Origin of the sequence: Bacillus sp. SRB_331 (assembly GCF_003264175.1) — a bacterium.
Lineage (GTDB): Bacteria > Bacillota > Bacilli > Bacillales > Bacillaceae_G > Bacillus_A > Bacillus_A mycoides.
In genome coordinates this window covers 227,589-248,344 of sequence record NZ_NADV01000029.1, presented here as the reverse complement: position 1 = coordinate 248,344, position 20,756 = coordinate 227,589, and the positions used below count along the sequence as shown (strand labels likewise).

The following is a 20,756-nucleotide window of genomic DNA, read 5'->3' as shown; positions in this document are numbered from 1 at the left end:
NGTCTTTTCTCTATTTTAAATCCGATATGTTAGTAACTCACTTGTATGTAATAGTATGTGCATTTTTACACTAACTTCTAAAGAAAAATTTCAAATTCTTTTCTTAATCTATTTGTAATAAATCTCATTAGAAAATTTTATCGCTATAACAAATAAAACTTTCTCAATATTATTTTGTTTAATAACTATTTCCATCTGCTTTCCAATCCATTACAATAATTTCACATTGGAAATACATTAAAATTCTCAATGTTCTAAATGTTTTATACCTTATAGGATTACTATGGGAAAGGATGTGAAATGTCTAATAAAAAATCATTTTTTATGATGAAATAAAAAAATTTAATGAAGAAAAAGTTATTTTATTATTCTCAAGCTTCGTTGAAGTACATGTATTTATAATCACTATGAGACAAGGGGCAGAATCTAAAGATTATTTTTGTAGATTAGAAAATTGTATTTTGAAAATAAGTAAAACATTTATGGAGGGTTATATGAGCGAGCAAATTTATTACTGGTCTCCTATTAAGCATTGGGAGAAGTTGCATAATGAAATTTTGATAGGAGAAACAAGATTTGCAGGCGTTCTGTCTGAATGGTTTCCTGAGTTTTATTTTTTGACTCAAAAAGGTGTGAAAATTAGTGAACTAGTAGAGCACTTTTCGTTAGGAAATGTAGAAGAGACACAAAAAACAATAGAGCTTATGATAAAAAATCGTGTGTTAGTAAGTAACATATTACCCCCAAGAGAAGTATTTTCCACACAAGAAAAGATTTTTCCGAATCCATATAGCAACCAGATTCGCTTTTCTAAAGAAGATTTAGATAAGTATATGAGTCAACAATTGAATCGAACACACCATGCTGTGCGGTCAACCGAAATTCAACTTGAAACAACAAATGAGTTACCCACTATAATCAAGGAACGTAGGTCTTGTCGCCAATTTGATATGAAAAAACATATTAGTTTTTTAGAATTTTCCCAATTCATATCAACTCTAAAACAGGTTAGGAAAGAAAATATATACTATCATTACGCAAGTGCAGGCGGACTCTACCCTATTGATATCTTTATTTATATAAAACCAAAACGTATAGAAGGTATGAAAGCTGGGTTTTATTATTATAACCCATCAAAAAACTGTCTTGTTATTGTAAATAATATTGATCAAGTAATCAAAAGTGATCATGAGTCAATTAACCAAGATTTATTTACTCAGTCTGCCTTTTCAGTTTATTTGGTTTATAATGCGAACGCTTCCATCCCGAAATACGGTTCAGATGGATATTTATTTGCTTGTATTGAGTCTGGTATTATCACTGCTACCTTAAATATGGTGGCTGAGACATTGAATTTAGGCGTTTGTTCAGTTGGTCATATGAAATTTGAAGAGATTCAGCAATTTTTATGTTTGGATAACCATCAAGTATTTCTCCATGGGCTTGAAGTTGGCTTGAAAATTAACGAATAGATGAAATGAATATTAGGGGGATAAAGATAAAAATGCACATTAAAGATCGAAGTTCGATTCATGAAAATAAAGGGGTAGAGGCTTTTTGGAAGGAGCAGTTATCTTCCGAGGTTCTCGATTTTTCTGTATTTAATAGCGGTTACCAACTAAATAAAGAAAATCCTTGCGAGCACGTTCAAGTCATAATGAATGTAGAGTTTAGTAAAAGTATACAAAAAGTAATTAAGTCTCAAGATTTATTATTATTTAGCTGGTTACAGGCCGCGTTAAGGATTTGTTTGGCACACTATACAGATCAAGAAAGGATTACTATTGGTATTCCTGTAATTGAAAAGAATATTGAACAAAGCGAGAATCTTAATAAGTTGATTCCTTTAGGAAGTGAAATCCATCCGCATCACAGCTTTAAACAAGTAGTAAATCAGATTGAACAAACGACTTTATTCGGGTATGACAATCAGAGTTATCCACTCTCTGAATTATTAGCGAAACACCATTTAACTCCTTTTCAAATTGTTATTGGGATGGAAGGATTACATAATAAAAATTCGATAGAAGAATATGCAGAGAATAATTTAGCCATCTGGATACAAAGAAAATGGAATGAAATACATAATGAATCTGAAATTCAAATTTCTTTCAAGTCTCATTCATTCTCTTCTTTGCAACAGTTTGCAAATTCATATCTTTATGTTTTAAAGCAAGTGTCAACAAATTCGAATTTGGCTGTGAAAGATATTTGTATCATTTCAGAAGAAGAGAAAGAGTTGCTAGAAGAATTGAATCAAGGTCAGGCGGACATAGAATTGTCTCAATCATTTCAAGATTTGTTTGAGGAACAAGTGTTAAAAACCCCAGATCAAATTGCTGTTGTTTGTAATGATCAATCTTTGACATATAGAGAATTGAATAAAAAAGCAAATCAATTGGCTTCTATTCTTCAAAGTAAGGGTGTTTCGAAAGAAAGTATTATTGGGGTTATGGTAGATCGGTCATTGGAAATGATCATTGGCATGGTGGGGATTTTAAAAGCAGGAGCAGCGTATTTACCAATCGATCCTAACTATCCAAATGAACGAATTGAATATATGTTACAAGATAGTCAAGCGAAATGTTTACTGAGCAAGCGAACAGAAGTAGAATTGCCGCAATTTGCGGGTGAAGTGCTGTATCTTGATGAGGAATATCTCTTCCAAGGTGAGGAAAGTAATTTAGTTCGAGAAAGTTATCCTAATGATTTAGCTTATGTTATTTACACATCGGGATCGACAGGGAATCCAAAAGGGGTAATGGTAGAACAGAAATCTCTTGTCCATTTTTTAAGTGTAATGAGAGAAAAAGTAAAAGATAATCAGTCATTCTTGTTTCTTGCTAGTGTTTCTTTTGATATCTCCTTGTTAGAAATATGTCTGCCTTTAACACAAGGTTCGAAAGTAGTTATTGCTACAGAGGATCAGTTCGCAACAAAAGAATTGGCTTATTTGGTCAAAGAACATAAGGTGGATTTATGGGAATCAACGCCATCGCGAATGGAAGTGATTTTGAGTGATCCAGAAGGGGCAAATTTTCTAAACGATTTAAAATCTATTTTGTTAGCAGGAGAAGCATTTTCCATTGATTTGGTTGAAAAAATTCGATGCATCAGTGAAGCGACAATTTTAAATATTTATGGTCCTACAGAAACAACCATTTGTGCAACAGTAAAAGATTTGAGCTCTGCCAAAGAAGTTACGATTGGAAGTCCCAACCCGAATTATCATTCCTATATATTGAATAAGTATGGTCAATTAAAACCATTTGGAATTCCGGGTGAACTCTGCATTGGTGGCGTGGCGGTAGCACGAGGGTATCTTGGGAAATCTAAACTGACAGATGAAAAGTTTGTACCGAGTCCTTTTACGGCAGGAGAAATGATGTATCATACGGGTGATCTCGTTCGTTGGTTGCCTAATGGAGAACTTGAATATCTAGGTCGAATGGATCATCAAGTGAAAATTCGGGGATATCGGATTGAATTAAGAGAAATCGAAAGCCAGTTAAGGGAATATCCAGAAATAAACCAAGCTATCGTTGTTGATCAAGTATATGGAAATAGGAAATTATTAGCTGCGTACTATGTATCGGATAATAAGGTCTCTTTTGATGAAATCAGAAAATATTTAAGTGATAAATTACCTGAGTTTATGATTCCTGAAAAAATGATTCAGGTGGAAGAGATTCCGTTGAATCCAAATGGGAAAGTAGATAGGAAAAGGTTATTAGATATAACACAAACAGATTATGTATCAATTCCATACGTTGCCCCGCGCAATGAAATTGAACAAAAATTGGTGCATGCATGGGAAAAAGTTATGGAGATTGAGGGAATCGGTATTCATGATAATTTTTTTGCTTTAAAAGGAGAATCGATTAAAGCACTTCAGGTAATTAATTTATTAAGAAAAGACTGCTTAAAAATAAGTACAACAGATTTTTTTAAGCATCCCACGATTGCTCAACTTAGTACTTGTGTAAAGTTAGAGCATAAAACGGAAAACTTTGAAAATAGACCAACCCATGTTAAAGATTTGTCTAAGCCATTTCCCTTAACAGAGGTTCAGACAGCGTACATGTTAGGACGGAATTCACAGTTTGAATTAAGTGGTATTTCACCTCAAACTTATTTTGAATATGAAACAGAATTGAATATCAATCGTCTTTCAAAAAGTTTTCAAAAGGTAATTCAACGTCATCCGATGTTACGAGCTGTAATTTTACCAGAGGGAGAACAGCAAATATTACAAAGCGTTCCTGATTACGAGATTGAAATAGTAAGTCTCATAGATTTAGATGATAGGAATCAAAATGCTCGCTTACAAGAAGAACGTTCTCGAATGACTAATCATGTATTTCCTTTAGGGCAATGGCCTTTGTTTGAATTAAAAGCCTTTCTTTTAAAAGAAGACACGTATTTATTATGTTTTCGATACGATGCTTTATTAATGGACGGAGCAAGCATGAACATCGTTGGACAGGATTTGTTTCATTATTATTATAAACCAGAGCAAAGGTTAGAACCTCTATCTTTTGATTTTCAAGATTACATGTTTATCTATGATGAACTGGAACAAAGTACAGAATATAAAACAGCAAAAGATTATTGGACAAGTAAGCTTCCTGACTTTCCCTTTGCGCCTTCTTTGCTGTTAAAAAAGGATCCAGCAGAGATTGCTACTCCTAAGTTCCAATCACTTAATAAGATCCTGGACAATGAAATATGGACAAAGCTACGAAAGTTAGCACAAGAGAAAGAAGTAACTCCTTCGGCTCTGCTTTGTACAATATATGGTGATGTATTGGCATATTGGAGTAATCAACGTCGATTGGCAATTAATTTGACTGTATTTAACCGTTATCCTGTTCATGAAGAAGTAGAGCAAATTGTGGGAGATTTCACTTCACTCATCTTGTTGGATGTTGATGTGAATCCAGATCAATCTTTCTTTACTAGAGTAAAAGAAACGCAATCTACTTTATTAGATGGTCTCGAACATCGCCATTACGATGGAGTTAATTTCATTCGAGATTTTACTCGATATCATCAAATGACGCCAAAAGCAGTTATGCCAATTGTTTTCACCTCGATGCTAGCAGGTGCGGGGGCTTTTGCTTGGGAACAACTTGGTTCACTTCGCCATATTCATGCTCGGACTCCACAAGTGTATTTGGATAATGTGGTAATTGAAAAAAATGGAGAGTTATTAATTAGCTGGAACTATGTTGAAGAATTGTTTGATGTTGATGTGATAGAAGCGATGTTTCACCAATTTGTTGACTTATTGGAACAATTAGTGAAACAAAGTGACGTAACATCTTTGCAGATGAAAGAGTTAGACCATGCTTTAATTGAGCAATACAATGAGACAACAGAAAAAATACCGTCGACTACTTTATATCAATTATTTACAGACCAAGTAAAACGTACACCGGATGAAGTAGCAGTAGTTTTTGAACAAGACTACTTAACATACTCGGAGCTTCATAAGCGCTCCAATCAAGTTGCGCACTTTTTAAAAGAACAAGGAATTGGTCTAGGTGACAAGGTTGGTCTTTTAGCACAAAGACGAGTTGACACAATTGCTAATATGATAGGTATTTTAAAAGCAGGTGCCGCTTATGTTCCGATTGATCCCGACCATCCTTCAGATCGCCAAACATATATTTTAGAAAATAGCTCATGCAAACTTTTATTAGAACCTAGTCTTTATGCAGAAAACCACTTGTCATTATACACAACAGAAGATATGCCTGCTATTGCTGGTCCGGAAGATCTTGCCTATATTATCTACACTTCAGGAAGTACAGGGAAACCGAAAGGAGTAATTATTACTCACCAAGCGGTTGCAAATACCATTCAAGATATTAATCAAAAATATCAGGTAAATGAAGATGATCGTATTATTGGTATTTCTTCTATGTGTTTTGACTTATCTGTATACGATATTTTCGGAACGTTAAGCACAGGTGCAATGTTGGTAATGATTCGTGACCCAAGGGACATGCAAGAATTAATCCGTACTGTCGAACGTAGAGGAATTACAATTTGGAATACAGTACCTGCAATTATGGATTTGGCATTAGATCAAGTAGGTTCTCATTTTGAACATTCTTCCTTGCGTTTAGTTTTACATAGTGGAGATTGGATTCCACTTTCTTTACCAGAAAAAATAAAGCGACATTTTCCGATTGCGGAAGTAGTTTCACTCGGAGGAGCAACAGAAGCATCGATTTGGTCAATTTATTATCCGGTCAAACAGGTGGAATCGCATTGGAAGAGTATTCCATACGGGATACCTTTGGCAAACCAAACGTATTATGTGTTGAACTATGAAAAGAAAATGTGCCCTGTTGGTGTAATTGGAGATTTATATATCGGGGGAGTGGGCCTTGCTAAAGGATATTTAAATGATGAACAGAAAACAAATGAAGCATTTGTATCACATCCTGATTTTGGTCTTATTTACAAGACAGGAGACTGTGGAAAAATGCATCCTGAGGGATATATTGAATTTTTAGGCCGCCAAGATTATCAAGTCAAAATTCAAGGGTATCGAGTAGAGTTAGAAGAAATCGCCCATTGTCTTCTCACTTACAAACAAGTCGAACATGCAGTAGTGATTGATCAGACAGATGAGTATGGTATAAAATTTTTAGTCGCATATGTAGTAACTGAGAAAAATATTAGCACAACAGAACTTCGAAAGCATTTGCGAGATCACTTGCCAGATTACATGATTCCTTCTTATTTTGTTTATTTGGAACAATTGCCCTTGACTCCAAACGGGAAATTAGATAGAAAAACGCTCCCTACTCCGGAGAAACAAACAAATGAAGTATTTATTGCTCCAAAAACGGAAATGGAAAAAATATTAACTAGTGTTTGGCAAGAAGTACTCAAAGTAAATCGGATTGGAGTAAATGATCATTTCTTTGCCTTAGGTGGAGATTCGATAAAAGCGATTCAAGTTTCCGTCAGACTGTATAGACAAGGATTTGAGCTGGAGCCAAAAAATTTATTTTCATTTCCTATATTAGGAGACATGGTTCAATTTGTTAAAAAGCTTGATCATCTTCCAAATTCGCAAACAAGTGATGTAAACAAAATGAACGATAATAAAGTTACATTACTAAATGTTAAAGATAAACAACTTAATCAACATACACTTATCAAAATACAAGAAAAAATGCCAGAAATAAAAATAGAACGTATTTACCCATTGGCACCTTTCCAGGAAGTTATTTATGAACATGCTGCGACTGAACCTGATACAAATGCATATTTCGAACAAACAATTTGGGCACTTGAGGGGGAGCTGGATATTAATCTCTTTATTCAGTGTTTCCAACAATTAGTTGATCGTCATGATTCTTTAAGAACGATAATTGTGCAAGATGAACAAGCACAACCTTGGCAAGCTGTTCTACATGATGTTCAAATGATTTCAGAGATAAAAAACTTGATTGAGATGACGAAACAAGAACAGCAAGAATTCCTAGACCAGTGGATGAATGAAAATTTAAGTCAAGGATTCAAAAATGATGAACTCATGACCCGTCTCTGTATATTCCAACTAGAAAATAACGAGCATAAGGTGGTTTGGAGTTCCCATCATCTATTATGTGATGGTTGGAGCGTCAGCATTTTGATAGACGAATTATTCCAGCTCTATGAAACAATAAATGCGGGAACTAGGGCAGAGTTACCTATGGTGAAACCTTTTGAGACATTCATAGATTGGACTGTAGCACGAGATCATGAGAAAGCACGTCATTTTTGGCGGGATTATTTATCAGGATACAATCGGAAAATTAGTATTCCTAAAAAGAAAGTACCAACTCAAAGTGAAGGGTTAAATTTCACATTTATGGATTTAACATTAGATAAGGATTTGACTAATCAGTTACAGACATTTGTAACTAAAAACAATATAACTATGAATTCGGCATTACTAGCTGTATGGGGAATATTGCTTGGCAAATACAACGGAATGAGAGAAGTAGTATTACCTAATCTAGTATCAGTCAGACCTCCCGAAGTAGAAGGGATTGAAAATATGTTCGGTCTGTTCACAAATGTTTTGCCTATCCGACTAGCATGGACAGAAACGCAATCTTTTGTGGACTTCCTGCAAAAAGTACAACTAGAAACATTGAAATGTAATGAGTATGCATACTATTCATTTGTTGATATACAAAAACAAAGTGAATTAAAAACTGAGTTGACTGACCATCTTTGGGTTTTTGAAAACTATCCGACTAACTCAGCTATCTTTTCTTCAAATGAAAACAGAAATTTTGCCATCACAGATTACGAAGTTGTTGATGAGCCTCATGTAAAGTATGGAATTATGTGCTTCCCTGAAGAGAAACTTACAATAAAGTTTGGATATGATCAAACCGTATATGAAGCGGAGAAAATACAGGAAATATTGAATCACATCCATCAGTTAATCAACATGATTCTTCAAAATCCAATACAGGCAATCGGTGATTACAAATTATAAAAAATGAAAAGGCGAGCAAGAACTCGCCTTTTTAAATAGAATAGGAGTAAACCAAATGACAAAAAACTTGCAGTTATCAGCCGAAGAGATGCGTCAGTTAGGATATCAAGCGGTGGACTTGATTGTTGATCATATGAATCATTTAAAAAGTAAACCAGTTTCGGAAACGATTGATAGTAATATTTTTAGAGACAAGCTAATTGAAACGATTCCAGAAAACGGATCCAATCCAAAAGAGTTACTTCATTTTCTTAATAACAATGTGTTTAATCAAATTACTCATGTGGATCATCCTCATTTTATGGCTTTTGTGCCAGGTCCTAATAATTATGTTGGTGTAATAGCAGATTTTTTAGCAAGTGGGTTTAATGTATTTCCTACAGCTTGGATAGTAGGTGCAGGTGCTGAACAAATTGAATTAACGACAATCAACTGGTTAAAATCAATGCTAGGATTCCCTGATTCAGCTGAAGGGTTATTTGTCAGTGGCGGTTCCATGGCTAATTTGACTGCACTTACTGTAGCGAGACAGGTCAAGCTGAATAATGACATAGAAAATGCGGTTGTGTATTTTTCTAACCAAACTCATTTTTCTGTAGATCGAGCACTTAAAGTATTAGGTTTTAAACATCATCAAATTTGCCGAATTGAAACAGATGAAGATTTAAGAATTTCAGTTAGTACTTTAAGAAAGCAAATAAAAGAAGATCGATTAAAAGGGAAAAAACCATTTTGTGTTATTGCTAGTGCAGGGACAACGAATTGCGGAGCGGTGGACTCCCTCGATGAATTGGCTGATCTATGTGGTGATGAAGATGTATGGCTACACGCGGATGGTGCTTATGGGGCTGCAGCAATTCTCAGTGAAAAAGGAAGGGAGGTGTTAAGAGGAATTCATCGTGCTGATTCTTTGACGTTAGACCCGCATAAATGGCTTTTTCAGCCTTATGATGTTGGTTGTGTACTCATTCGCAATAGCCAATATTTAAGTAAAACGTTCCGTATGATCCCAGAGTATATTAAGGATACGGAAACTAATATAGAAGAAAAAGTGAATTTTGGGGAGCGTGGAATTGAACTTTCTCGTAGATTTAGGGCATTAAAGGTATGGCTTTCTTTTAAAGCATTTGGAGTCACAGCTTTTCGTGAGGCAATAGATCATGGCATTATGTTGGCTGAACAAGTTGAAGAGTTTTTAAGGAAAGAAAAAGATTGGGAAGTAGTAACACCTGCCCAATTAGGAATTGTTACTTTTCGTTATATTCCTTGTAAGCGAACGTCTACAGAAACAATTCATGAAATAAACAAAAAACTGGTGGAAGAAATTAATCAAAGAGGATTTGCTATGCTAAGTACGACTAAATTAAAAGAAAAAGTAGTAATCCGACTTTGCTCTATCAACCCGAGGACAACATTAGAAGAAATAATTCAAATCATGATGAGCATTAAGGCGTTGGCAGAGGAAATAAACACATCGCCTAAACATCTTATATCTGTTTCTCAACCTTGATATATTAGGTGGATTTTACATATTAATAGCCGATTCTAAATGAGAATCGGCTATTATACTATTTACGAGTGTTTTTCTTGTAAAGGGATTAAGCCTTAACCTTAGAGACTCTTTTGAAACCAGTCTTTACTGCTTGTACCATTTCGTTTACAGCGTAAATAGATACATCGGCATTTGGATTTAACCCTTCAAACCAGTGATAGGCATTTGGATATAAATGAAACTCGACATCAACACCAGCTTGCGCTAGTTTGCTTACATAGGTTAATGTTTCACTGCGGAATGGATCTAATTGACCAACAAATGTGTAAGTATATGGTAAATCACTATAATCCTCTGCTCGAGAAGGCGCTGCATAGACAGGGATTTGATCTGTTCCATACATTTCTCCTAAATACATTTTCCAACCAGCTTCATTTGCCTTTTGATTCCAAACAAATTCTTCTTTAATTTCATTCGCTGAAGGTGTATTATTTCGGTCATCAATCATTGGATAGAGTGGCATCTGTAAACAAATTGAAGGATATTTTCGATCTCGGGCTAATAATGATAATGCTGCTGTTAGTCCACCTCCAGCGCTTACTCCTGCAACCCCAATTCGATTCGAATCAATGTTTAATGACTTCGCATTATCAGCAATCCATTTTAAAGCTGAATAACAATCCTCAATTGGTGCTGGGTAAGGGTGTTCAGGTGCTAAGCGGTAGTCTACAGACACGACCACACAGCCAGCTTCTTTTGCAAACCTCATACAAGTATCATCGTTATCATCTATAGACCCTAAGATATAACCACCACCATGTATCCATAATAAGACAGGTAAAGGCTCATTATTTGATTTTGGACGATAAATTCTTAATGGTAACGGATTATCATCAGGTCCAACAATGACTTCATCTGTTAATGAAAGGGATTCATCAACAACGGTAGGTGGTCTCATTTGAGCTATTCCTTCTCTGATTGATTGCAAGTTTTCCGGGTGTAAATCGAGATTTGGAAACATCTCTAACCCTTGTAATAACTCTGGATTTACTCTTGTTTTCATTTTAGCACCTCTATTTGTAATTGTTTTCAAATAAATGAAGTGTATTCTAAGTAGTTTAATTGTGAAAAAATATCACAATTAAATTGTAAATTGGATATGCGACAACAGTCAACAGAATATTCGGAAATTAAAACCTTTCTCAAGAAGGAGTTTCACGCAACCAATTATACAAGTAGTGGATTTAGGAGCAAAGTGTTTTCATGTCGTTGTATTTATGTACACTTAGTTTTCTAATTAAACCAAGTGATAATCCTTTTTATTTTAATGACATATTGCAAGTGATACCTATTCGAATTCATACTCGGAAAGAATTAATACATTTTCATTCCTTAATATATAATTCAGGGAAATACTCATGGGCAGGCATTAATATAGGAGAACAGTACAAATTAAAATAACTGTTTAAAAAAATTCCTTTTATTTGGCTAGAAAAGGAGTAGATTCTTTTTTCTTATCTAGACTCATGAAGAAGTATGAAAATCAGAATTTATAATTCAAAAGCCAGCTTAAAGTAATTGCAATAATTACTTTGGATAGTAATCTTAAAAAAATATAAAAAAGAGAAGAACTCACCAAGGTTCTTCTCTTTTTTATATGTAATTAGGGTTTCCATAACTGTAGATATGGATGGTGTAAATTAATGGATGAATAATTTACTCTTAAAATTATAACAGAACAATTAAAGATTTTTATATGTAATATTGCATATAAAGGGTAAACAACAATAATTTCTTTTTATAAAAATAAGCCCCTGGTGAAAATGATGAGTAACCCTTTTCCATATGAAATGAACTTGGTATAAAATGAAAGATTACAAGTATAAGATTCTATACTTAGTAATCCCTCACTTTAAGGTATGTTTTTGGGGAAGTGTGAGGAGTTCAATCGATTCTGAATAAAATTGATAGTATCAGTTGCAATTTTTTTACGTTTAAGAACAATCCCGGCATGTCCACATGTATAAATATATCTTGTAGGTCTTTCCCAGGATTCCCACAAATAGTCCGTATCCTCAGAGTGCACATATAGATCGTGCTTACCTGAAATTAATAAAATATTTTCTTTTTTTACTTTTGGTAACGCTTGACTCGGTTCAGTGATTTTCCAATAAGCTATTAAATCATCATACGTAACACCATGATGTTCCAAATCTTCTCTAATAAATTTACCTGGATTTGTCTTCCAAATTGAATAAGAGAGTCGATTCGCGTAGAAAATGGATGCTAACACATCAATTTCTGGTTCAACAAGAGATGTTAAGTTAGTAATAACTCCACCTAAACTGATTCCTATTAAAACCAAGGGGCCATTTTTATTTTCTTTAATCCATTTGATCAAAGTTCGTAAATCAGCTACCGCTTGTCTAGTTGCTTCTACAGTTCGTTCAACATTGGTACTTACCATGTACTCTCCACTGTATAGGGATTGGTTCGGTTTTCTGTCAAAATGATATGGTAAAGTGAAATAATACATATTCCACTTCAAGTTGGTCATATGGTCGTGGAATATTTTTTTTACACGTTCGTTAGAATCCACTCTCCAACCGTGAACAAAGATGACATGAGGTGCATCTTCATTTTTATGTAAAAATAATTCCCCAGTGACAGAATCGTTGCGTGAATCACCAGATTGAACCGAGCTTTTATATTTGAATTGTCCAACCATGTATTCCTTTTCTTGTTTTAAATGCTTAATGTTAAAATGAATATGAGATGGTTTTACTTTATAAAAAAATTCTATGTCCTTTATATATAGTGAGGTGTTAGAAAGAGAAGTATACTGAAACTTTACACTTCTTTTTTTGTGCAAATCATACAAGGCGTATCGATCAATGAGTTTTGAAAAAATCAAATTAACCTCCTCCAAAATACATATCGTCTAAAAGATGGACAAAATTTATGCTGTAAATTAATTGTAAAATATTCTCTTTTCCTAATAGTAGATGCTTGAATTATAAAACAGGTGGGGAATTTGTATATTATATTATAAAGCTATCAATAAAATAAAACTATAAATATCTTTTACAAAAACCTAAAAAGCAAGTTAATATTCTCATTCATAAAAGAGAACATTAACTTGCTTATTTTCGTATCAAAAGGTACACCTTTTGAAGTGACGTAATTTATATGAAAGACAATGTGTCAATTTGTATATTTAATACAGTGATAGTTACCATAATTTTCGAAGCCTATAGTTAATTAACCTTACAATATACGTCTTTTTGGTATATAAATAGCTATATTCATTAGAGAAAGAGTTTTAATCCTTCATGAGAATCTTTAAAACCTAATTTCTTATAAAAGTGTAAAGCTTCTTGTCGTTCTTTATCTGTTGTTAACTGTACTAAATGACATCCCCGTAATTTAGCACGTTGAATAGCCCATTTAATAAGTTTACTTCCTATACCTTTACCACGTTTTGATGAGGCCGTCCGTACACCCTCAATTGTAGCTCTCCAACCCCCTTGACGTACAATGTAAGGCGTAAATGTAATTTGTTGAATACCGACAATCTCCGTCCCATCACACGCTACAATCAACTCGTTATTTGGATCACAATCAATAGCATGAAATGCTCTTATATAACTATCAGGGAGTGGTGTTTCATAGCGCTCTCTTTTATTTCCTAAAACATCATCAGCAAGCATTTTTACAATTTCATCTAAATCATCTGCCGTTGCAATCCTAAATGTTATAGTTTCTGTCACTATCAAAAAACCTCCTTAATGTATGCACTTGTTACTTTTATTTTACTTGTTTAAATACAAAAGGTTAAATTATAAAATATTATGAGTCTCTATAACTTTTTCTTATAGATAGCATAAAAGCCTAACTTATAAAATTATAAGTTAGGCTTTTTAACACAATATTATTATTAGAGAATCCGACCAACTTCAATAAACCTCCATATTCTTTAATGAATTTTCATATTTAACAAGCACACATATAACCATCCAAATAGGGTGATTTTTATTTGTTGTATAGAAATTACGTAATAAGCATGGATTTGTATGCTCTCATTCAATGCTATCTAAAGCCATATTTGCACATATTCCGGTTTTTCTTGACCAGGTCAATGAATAACTACACATAAACTCCTTATATCTCTAGATAAACTACCGATTAGCTCCATATAGACTCTAGATAACCTATATAGAATACAAGTTATCAAGGAGGTAAGAAAAAATGAACTTTATGAAACGAGCAATTCTCAGTATGAAAAAAAGAGTAGGAACATCATTAATTTTGATGGCAGTTTTCCTAATTGTTACAAATTTAGTGTTGGCAGGATTCACAATCCAAAATGCATCAAAAAAAGCTGCTGATGCAGCAAGAAAAAAACTCGGTGCAGATGTTACTTTAAGTCTTGATTTTGACAAATTAGGTCAACAAGCTAGGGAAACTGGAGAGATGCCTAATCCACCGAAGCTTAATACAAAAGAATCAGATCAATTAGCGAAGTCAAAGTATGTAAAAGACTATAATTACATAACTAGCACTCTCGGAATTTCTGACGGACTTAAACTAGTAGGAGCTTCAGAAGGAGAAGAAGAAGGAAAAGGTAAGGTGGGAATGGCGGCTGTACGAGGCGGTTCAGGCTCCGGTACAGAAATAGATATGAATTCTTCTTTTATGATTGAGGGAGTTCGCAAAACTGCATTACAAGAAAGCTCTAAGAATGGAAAAAGTAAAATCATTGATGGGAAACCAATTACAGAACAGATGAAAGATCAGAATGTAGCTTTAATGGAAAAACGATTAGCGGAATTAAACAACTTGAAAGTAGGAGACAAAGTTAAAGTGCAATCAGGGGATAAGAAGGAAACCCTGGAGGTTGAAATTATCGGTATCTACGAAACGAATGAGCAAGCAATGGGGCAACAAGCTCCTCCTATAATGGATCCAGCTAATAAACTATATATGCCGCATTCAACTATGAAAAAATTAGAAATAGATCAAGGTATAAGTAGCATTCAAGTCGTGTATTTCTTGAAAGATCCACAAAACATTGAAGCATTTAAAGAAGAAGCAAAAAAATCTGATATTGATTTTAATTATTATAAATTAGATGCACATGATTCGTTGTACAAACAAATGATTGGGCCTATCGAAAATATCTCATCTACTTCTCAAATGATTATTTATATTGTATCAATTGCAGGTGCGATTATTTTAGGGTTAATCATTATGTTATCGATTAAAGCACGTCGTAAGGAAATGGGGATTCTATTGTCCATTGAAGAGAAAAAGTGGAAACTGATGGCGCAGTTCGTAGTAGAAGTAGTATGTATCGCTATTTTAGCATTTGGATTATCTATAACAACAGGAGCAAAAATTTCTCAATTCATAGGGAATAATTTACTTTCGAGTGAAATTGCTACAGCAGGAGAAGAAACAAACACCTCACAAAATGGAACTGTAATGGTAGCTGGACCTGGTGGAACTGTACAAAATCAAAAAGAGGATCCAATTGATAAAATTAATGTAAGTGTAACAGGCGAAGATGTAGGGAAAATGGGGGGGATTGGACTAGCTATTGCTATATTAGCAACGCTTCTTCCAGCATTATCTATTCTACGCCTGAATCCAAAACAAATTCTTTTAAAAGATGAATAAGGAGGCTCGATATGGAGACGATTTTACAATTTAAAAACTTAGATTATTATTATGAAAGTAACGGAAAAAAAGTAGCGATACTGGAAAATGTTAACTTTTCTTTTCAAAAAGGACATTTCTACACGATTCTAGGACCATCCGGATCTGGTAAAACCACTACGCTTAGCTTAGGTTGTGGGCTAGATATACCTAAAAATGGTTATGTACTATTTAATGGAAAGGATATTCGAAAAATTGGTTTGGATCGGTACCGTAATCAAAATGTATCGGTAATTTTCCAATCTTATAATTTGATTACCTATATGACTGCTCTTCAAAATGTCTTAACAGCAATGGAAATTACAGGTGTTAAAGTGCAAAATAAAACGGCAAGGGCGTTAGAATTATTAGAGAAAGTAGGACTTACAGAAGTAGAAGCGAAACGAAATGTTCTGCAACTAAGTGGCGGGCAACAGCAGCGTGTTGCAATCGCTCGAGCGTTATCTTGTAATGTTGATTTACTGATTGCGGATGAGCCGACAGGAAACCTCGACGAAGAAACGGCAATGGATATAATAGAACTGTTTCAAGAACTTGCACATAAAGAAAATAAATGTATTATTGTTGTGACGCACTCACAGGAAGTTGCTAAAAAATCAGACCGTGCAGTCTATTTAAGTAAGAAGAAGTTGGTAGTAAACGAAATTTAATATAAACACCCTAGTTTTTTAATTCACATAATTTTCGAAATTAGTTTCTTCAAATATTTATATTTGATATACAATATAACCAAGCCATAATTAAAATGGTCTCCCTGTATTGAATGTTAAGATAGTTTGTTATTCCCTTTTTAACAATTTTTGAAAAAGAACTTGTAGTATATTCTACAGGTTCTTTTTGTTATGATCGGTTTACTATATCATTGAAGAATTGCATATAAAAAACGGGACAGTATTTAGGTGTATGATCTAAATACTGTCCCGTTTAATTATTTATCTGTAAAAAGGAACTAGCTTACATCTCATGTGATAGATTTTATAAATAAGAGCGTTTAATTGTCCATGGCTCTAAGCACTAACCATTTGGAATAAAGATGCAATGTATCAGTTATACTATGTAATATTTATTCATTACAAAATATGGTGGTATGTATGACTAAGCAAACAATTACTTTATTTCAAGTTTCTATGATACTCATTGGTAGTATTTTTTATAGTTTTACTTTCTATAACATGTTAACCTGTATTTTCATTGTAGTTGGACCATACCTATTAGGGATTTTGATGTCCATATTTTTAGATATCAAAGCTGCTAAGAAAGTTAATCCAATCCATTTATTTTTAGTAAGTACTTTAATCATGATATTCGGGTTTTATTCTCCAATATTTATAGTCCTTAGCGTTACATTTGGGAGCTATGCCATTAATAGTATTTCTTCTCAAAATAATATGAAAGTATATATGGTGAATGCTACACATAGAGAGCTTTCTTTACTCATTTACACAACATGGAGAAATATGGGGAATATATTTTTACAATTTTTTATATTGATTGTGATTGTGGGAGTAGGGGTGTTTTACGATGTCGAATGGTCGCAACTTTTCCAAACAATTGTTGGGAAGGGTCAAATGCAGATTGAAGGGTTATCCGTACAACGATTGATGTTTATGTTAGCAATTTGCTGTTGGCTTGGCATGGTGGGCTTAGGTATGTGGATTGGTAAAAAAGCTAATCCCAATATTGCTTAAAAAGTAACTCGAAAAATATCAATACTAAAACTACAAAAAACAAACAAACTCGTCCTACTAAGAGGGGAGTTTGTTTGTTTTTTGTTTAGATAATGGAATGTTCATGCAAAATTGTACACTATGTTCCATATTTTTTATAGAATATTTTATATCTAGCGTTTCAAGAATTTGTTTAACAATATATAGCCCCAAACCACTTCCTCCAGTATTTCGATTCCTTGATTTTTCAATTCGATAAAATGGTTTGAAAATTTGTTGTATATCCTCTTCTTTAATATTGACACCTGTATTCATAATTTGCATTTTGATTTGACCTTGTTTAGAATCCTCACTTAACTTTATATAGACTTTTTCATTATGTGGTGAATACATAACCGCATTATGGATAATATTTTTACATGCTTTTTCAAAAAGAACACGATCTGTATAAACAGAAAGATCAGAATCAATTTCTTTTATTATTTGGATGCTTTTTTGAGAAGCAAAAAATTCGAGATCTTTTGTGATTGTATCTATTAACTTCGAAAGATTAACTTCTTCTACTTTTAGTTTAAAGGTGTGTTGTTCTAATTTCGACATGCTTAAAATTTCACGAACTAATTGTTCCATACTTTCAATAATTTGATGATTTTTCTTTAAATATTGATCACGATTTTGATAAGGGCCAATATTGTATATCATCCCTTCTAAGTATCCTTTCATTACAGTAAGAGGGGTCTTTAATTCATGTGCTACAATCGCAAAAAACTCTCTGCGTTTTGTTTCTATTTCTCGTTCTTTTTCAATATCATTTTTTAATTGTTGATTTGCTTTTTTTAAATCAAACATAGCTTGTTGTAAGTTAATAGACATGTCATTCAAACTATTAGATAATTCTCCTAACTCATCTGTAGAGCGAACCTCAATTTTTTCGGAGAAATCTAAATTTGCCATCTTTTGTGCACCTTCATTAATATAAATAAGTGGTTTTGTAATAAACCTGGAATAGAAATAAGCACTCCCTACACCAATTACGAGTACAATGATACTAATATAGGGGAGAAAGCGTACTAAAACCTGTGAAGCTTCATCAATTGGTTGAAATGTAGCAAAGACTATAAGTGTTAAACTACCATCTTGAAATTGAATTGGTTGCGTAAGGTTATATGAATTGCTAAGGGTACCTGCATTCTCGAACCGTGTGGCTCTAGTAACTACTGTTGTTTGCGAACCATTTTGAGTAAAAGAAAATGAAGGAGAGTATTTAATTATTCCCTCATTATTTTGAAGATAAAGCATCGCATTATTTTTTTTTGCATATTCATCAAAAAGTGGTATCGCATCTTGAAACGTAAGATCTTTAGATTTATCAATGATTTCTTTTATCCCTGTTTGAAGTTGATCTGTTTTGTATTGCTCATAAAACGTAGGGAGAAAGAAGTATAAAGTTAAATAAATCAATACTGCAAAGGATAACAAAATGAGAGAGGTAGTCATAAAGAGTTTATAAGTAATTTGCTTCATCTTCATGATTTTCACAATACTATTCATCAATTTTATAACCAATACCCTTTATTGTTTTAATATAAGGGATAGCTAGCTTTTTACGTAGGTTTTTAATATGTGTATCAATTATTCGTGTTTCTCCAAAATAATCGTACCCCCAAACTTTTTCTACGATATTTTCTCTTGTGAGTACTTTTCTCTCATTTTGAAATAGTAGTTGTAGAATTTCAAACTCTTTTGTCGTTAATAAAATTTCAACGTCATTTACATATACTCTATATGCATCAACATCGATACGCACTTCTTTAAATACCAAATGATTATTTACATTTTTATCATAACTTCTTCTAAGTACAGCTTCGACTCGTCTAATCAAAACATGAAACGAAAAGGGTTTTGTTATATAATCATCGATTCCAAGATCGAACCCTTTCATTTGATCTTCCTCTTCTTCCAATGCAGTTAGCATAATAATTGGTACGTTTGACTGACTTCGAATCATCTTGGATACTTCAAATCCATTAAGATTGGGCATCATTACATCTAGAAGAATTAAATCAAAGGATTGCTTATTAAATTGTGTCATACCCTCTAATCCATCTGATGCAACTACAACTGTATACTGTTGTGTCATTAAAAATTGTTTAATTAATTCCTGAATTTCTTGATCGTCTTCTACCACGAGAATATGATAGTTTTTCATAATATCACCTCTGGTAGTCATTATAGCCTTACTATCTGGAGTTTATGTGGAGATACAGTAGGAAACTTCATAGGACATTTAACGTATTAACTCCATTTTCAAGATTGTGTATTCTCCGTAAAAAAGGATTATTACCCATATTCCTTTTTTATGGAAAAATATTTGTGTGCTTGAAAAAACTTATCATATAAAAAGCTGAACGATTAATATTTACAAAAAACTAATGTATAATAATGTAAATTGTATGTAGTTTTTTTAACTGTTTGAAAATATACTTTCGATACTTTACTAGAAGGGGAAAGGGAGATGAATTTAAATATAAAAGAAGCCAGCGAAATTCTAGAGCGTACGCCACAAACTTTGTAGTTTTTTTGCTAATTTAGTAAAGGCCTAAGGTGCGAATAAGGGATTATTTAAATCATGTGAGAAAGGTTGTGAAATTATTTGAGGAGTTATAAAGCTATGCTGTTTGATTTAGATGATACGTTACTCGATAGGGATAAGGCAGTAGATAACTTATTTTTATTAGTTTTAGAGAAGCGTTATGAGGATGTTAGTGATACAGTCAAAAACAATATGTTACAGAAATTCAAAGAATATGATAAAAGAGAATATGGCATTAGTGATAAAACAATAGTTTTAGAATCATTATTTGATGAATTCGCGCCGAAATATAGATTGCCACGCAATTATATCCAAGATTTTTGGAATGAAAACTTTCCTAAATGTTTTTCAATTGACCAAAATACTATTCTTTTCTTAAATCATATAAAGAGGCACTTTAAAGTTGGAATTATTACAAATGGCTCAACTCAGAGGCAAAAAGCTAAAATAATGAATACGGGTTTAAATGAGTATTTTGATACGATTATTATTTCTGAAGAAGTGGGATTTAGTAAACCTGATAAACGTATATTCGAACTAGCATTAAATAAGCTAAATGTACAATCAGAAGATGTACTATTTGTTGGAGATGACTTAGAAAAGGATATTGCCGGTTGTCAAAATGCAAATATAAAAGGTATATGGTTTAATCCTCATGGAATCATGAATAAAACTGAAATAAAACCGTATTCTGAGATTGATACTTTTGATAGTTTATTAAGTTATATAACTCCACAATATTTTTATAATAAGTGAAAATGCTATGGAGTA

At 33.2% G+C, this 20,756-nt stretch carries 11 protein-coding genes and 1 pseudogene; 7 read left to right on the top strand and 5 right to left on the bottom strand.

What is annotated here, in order from left to right; all coding sequences use genetic code 11:
- Positions 1-494 precede the first annotated feature (494 nt).
- From B5P42_RS19635 to B5P42_RS19625, 3 genes are read left to right on the top strand one after another with little or no spacing between them, the layout of a single operon-like run.
- Positions 495-1,472, top strand: coding sequence for a SagB/ThcOx family dehydrogenase (locus B5P42_RS19635; protein WP_044440879.1), 978 nt, complete (start codon positions 495-497; stop codon positions 1,470-1,472).
- A gap of 32 nt (positions 1,473-1,504) precedes the next feature.
- Complete coding sequence (locus B5P42_RS19630; RefSeq protein WP_113734994.1) at positions 1,505-8,515, top strand: non-ribosomal peptide synthetase; 7,011 nt, start codon at positions 1,505-1,507, stop codon at positions 8,513-8,515.
- A 55-nt stretch (positions 8,516-8,570) separates the two neighbouring features.
- Positions 8,571-10,025, top strand: coding sequence for a pyridoxal phosphate-dependent decarboxylase family protein (locus B5P42_RS19625; RefSeq protein ID WP_113734993.1), 1,455 nt, complete (start codon positions 8,571-8,573; stop codon positions 10,023-10,025).
- A gap of 88 nt (positions 10,026-10,113) precedes the next feature.
- Here B5P42_RS19625 and B5P42_RS19620 read toward each other — a convergent pair whose 3' ends face one another.
- The 3 genes from B5P42_RS19620 to B5P42_RS19605 all read right to left on the bottom strand — a co-directional run bounded on the left by B5P42_RS19620 (position 10,114) and on the right by B5P42_RS19605 (position 13,777).
- Positions 10,114-11,070, bottom strand: a complete 957-nt coding sequence (locus B5P42_RS19620) for an alpha/beta hydrolase (protein WP_113734992.1) — start codon at positions 11,068-11,070, stop codon at positions 10,114-10,116.
- 849 nt (positions 11,071-11,919) lie between these two features.
- Entirely contained in the window at positions 11,920-12,921 is a 1,002-nt protein-coding gene (locus tag B5P42_RS19610) for an alpha/beta hydrolase (protein ID WP_113734991.1), read from the bottom strand.
- 394 nt (positions 12,922-13,315) lie between these two features.
- On the bottom strand, positions 13,316-13,777 hold the full coding sequence (locus tag B5P42_RS19605) for a GNAT family N-acetyltransferase (RefSeq protein ID WP_002032325.1): 462 nt from the start codon (positions 13,775-13,777) through the stop codon (positions 13,316-13,318).
- Between the two features lie 478 nt (positions 13,778-14,255).
- On the opposite strand from B5P42_RS19605, the gene B5P42_RS19600 reads away from it, so the two are divergent.
- From B5P42_RS19600 to B5P42_RS19590, 3 genes and pseudogenes are all read left to right on the top strand, one after another.
- Entirely contained in the window at positions 14,256-15,686 is a 1,431-nt protein-coding gene (locus tag B5P42_RS19600; RefSeq protein ID WP_113734990.1) for an ABC transporter permease, read from the top strand.
- An 11-nt stretch (positions 15,687-15,697) separates the two neighbouring features.
- Complete coding sequence (locus B5P42_RS19595) at positions 15,698-16,375, top strand: ABC transporter ATP-binding protein (RefSeq protein ID WP_000447830.1); 678 nt, start codon at positions 15,698-15,700, stop codon at positions 16,373-16,375.
- 492 nt (positions 16,376-16,867) lie between these two features.
- A pseudogene (locus B5P42_RS19590) lies at positions 16,868-17,413 on the top strand (hypothetical protein); the annotation flags it as partial.
- Between the two features lie 57 nt (positions 17,414-17,470).
- On the opposite strand, the gene B5P42_RS19585 reads toward B5P42_RS19590, so the two are convergent.
- Together B5P42_RS19585 and B5P42_RS19580 are read right to left on the bottom strand one after the other, a co-directional pair.
- Positions 17,471-18,943: a sensor histidine kinase gene (locus B5P42_RS19585; protein WP_088033785.1), complete on the bottom strand. Its 1,473-nt coding sequence runs from the start codon at positions 18,941-18,943 to the stop codon at positions 17,471-17,473.
- On the bottom strand, positions 18,936-19,601 hold the full coding sequence (locus tag B5P42_RS19580; protein WP_000800741.1) for a response regulator transcription factor: 666 nt from the start codon (positions 19,599-19,601) through the stop codon (positions 18,936-18,938). The genes B5P42_RS19585 and B5P42_RS19580 overlap by 8 nt, the downstream gene beginning before the upstream one ends.
- A gap of 462 nt (positions 19,602-20,063) precedes the next feature.
- Between B5P42_RS19580 and B5P42_RS19575 the strand changes: the two genes are divergently transcribed.
- Positions 20,064-20,741: an HAD family hydrolase gene (locus B5P42_RS19575; RefSeq protein WP_113734989.1), complete on the top strand. Its 678-nt coding sequence runs from the start codon at positions 20,064-20,066 to the stop codon at positions 20,739-20,741.
- The last annotated feature ends 15 nt before the right edge of the window (positions 20,742-20,756 follow it).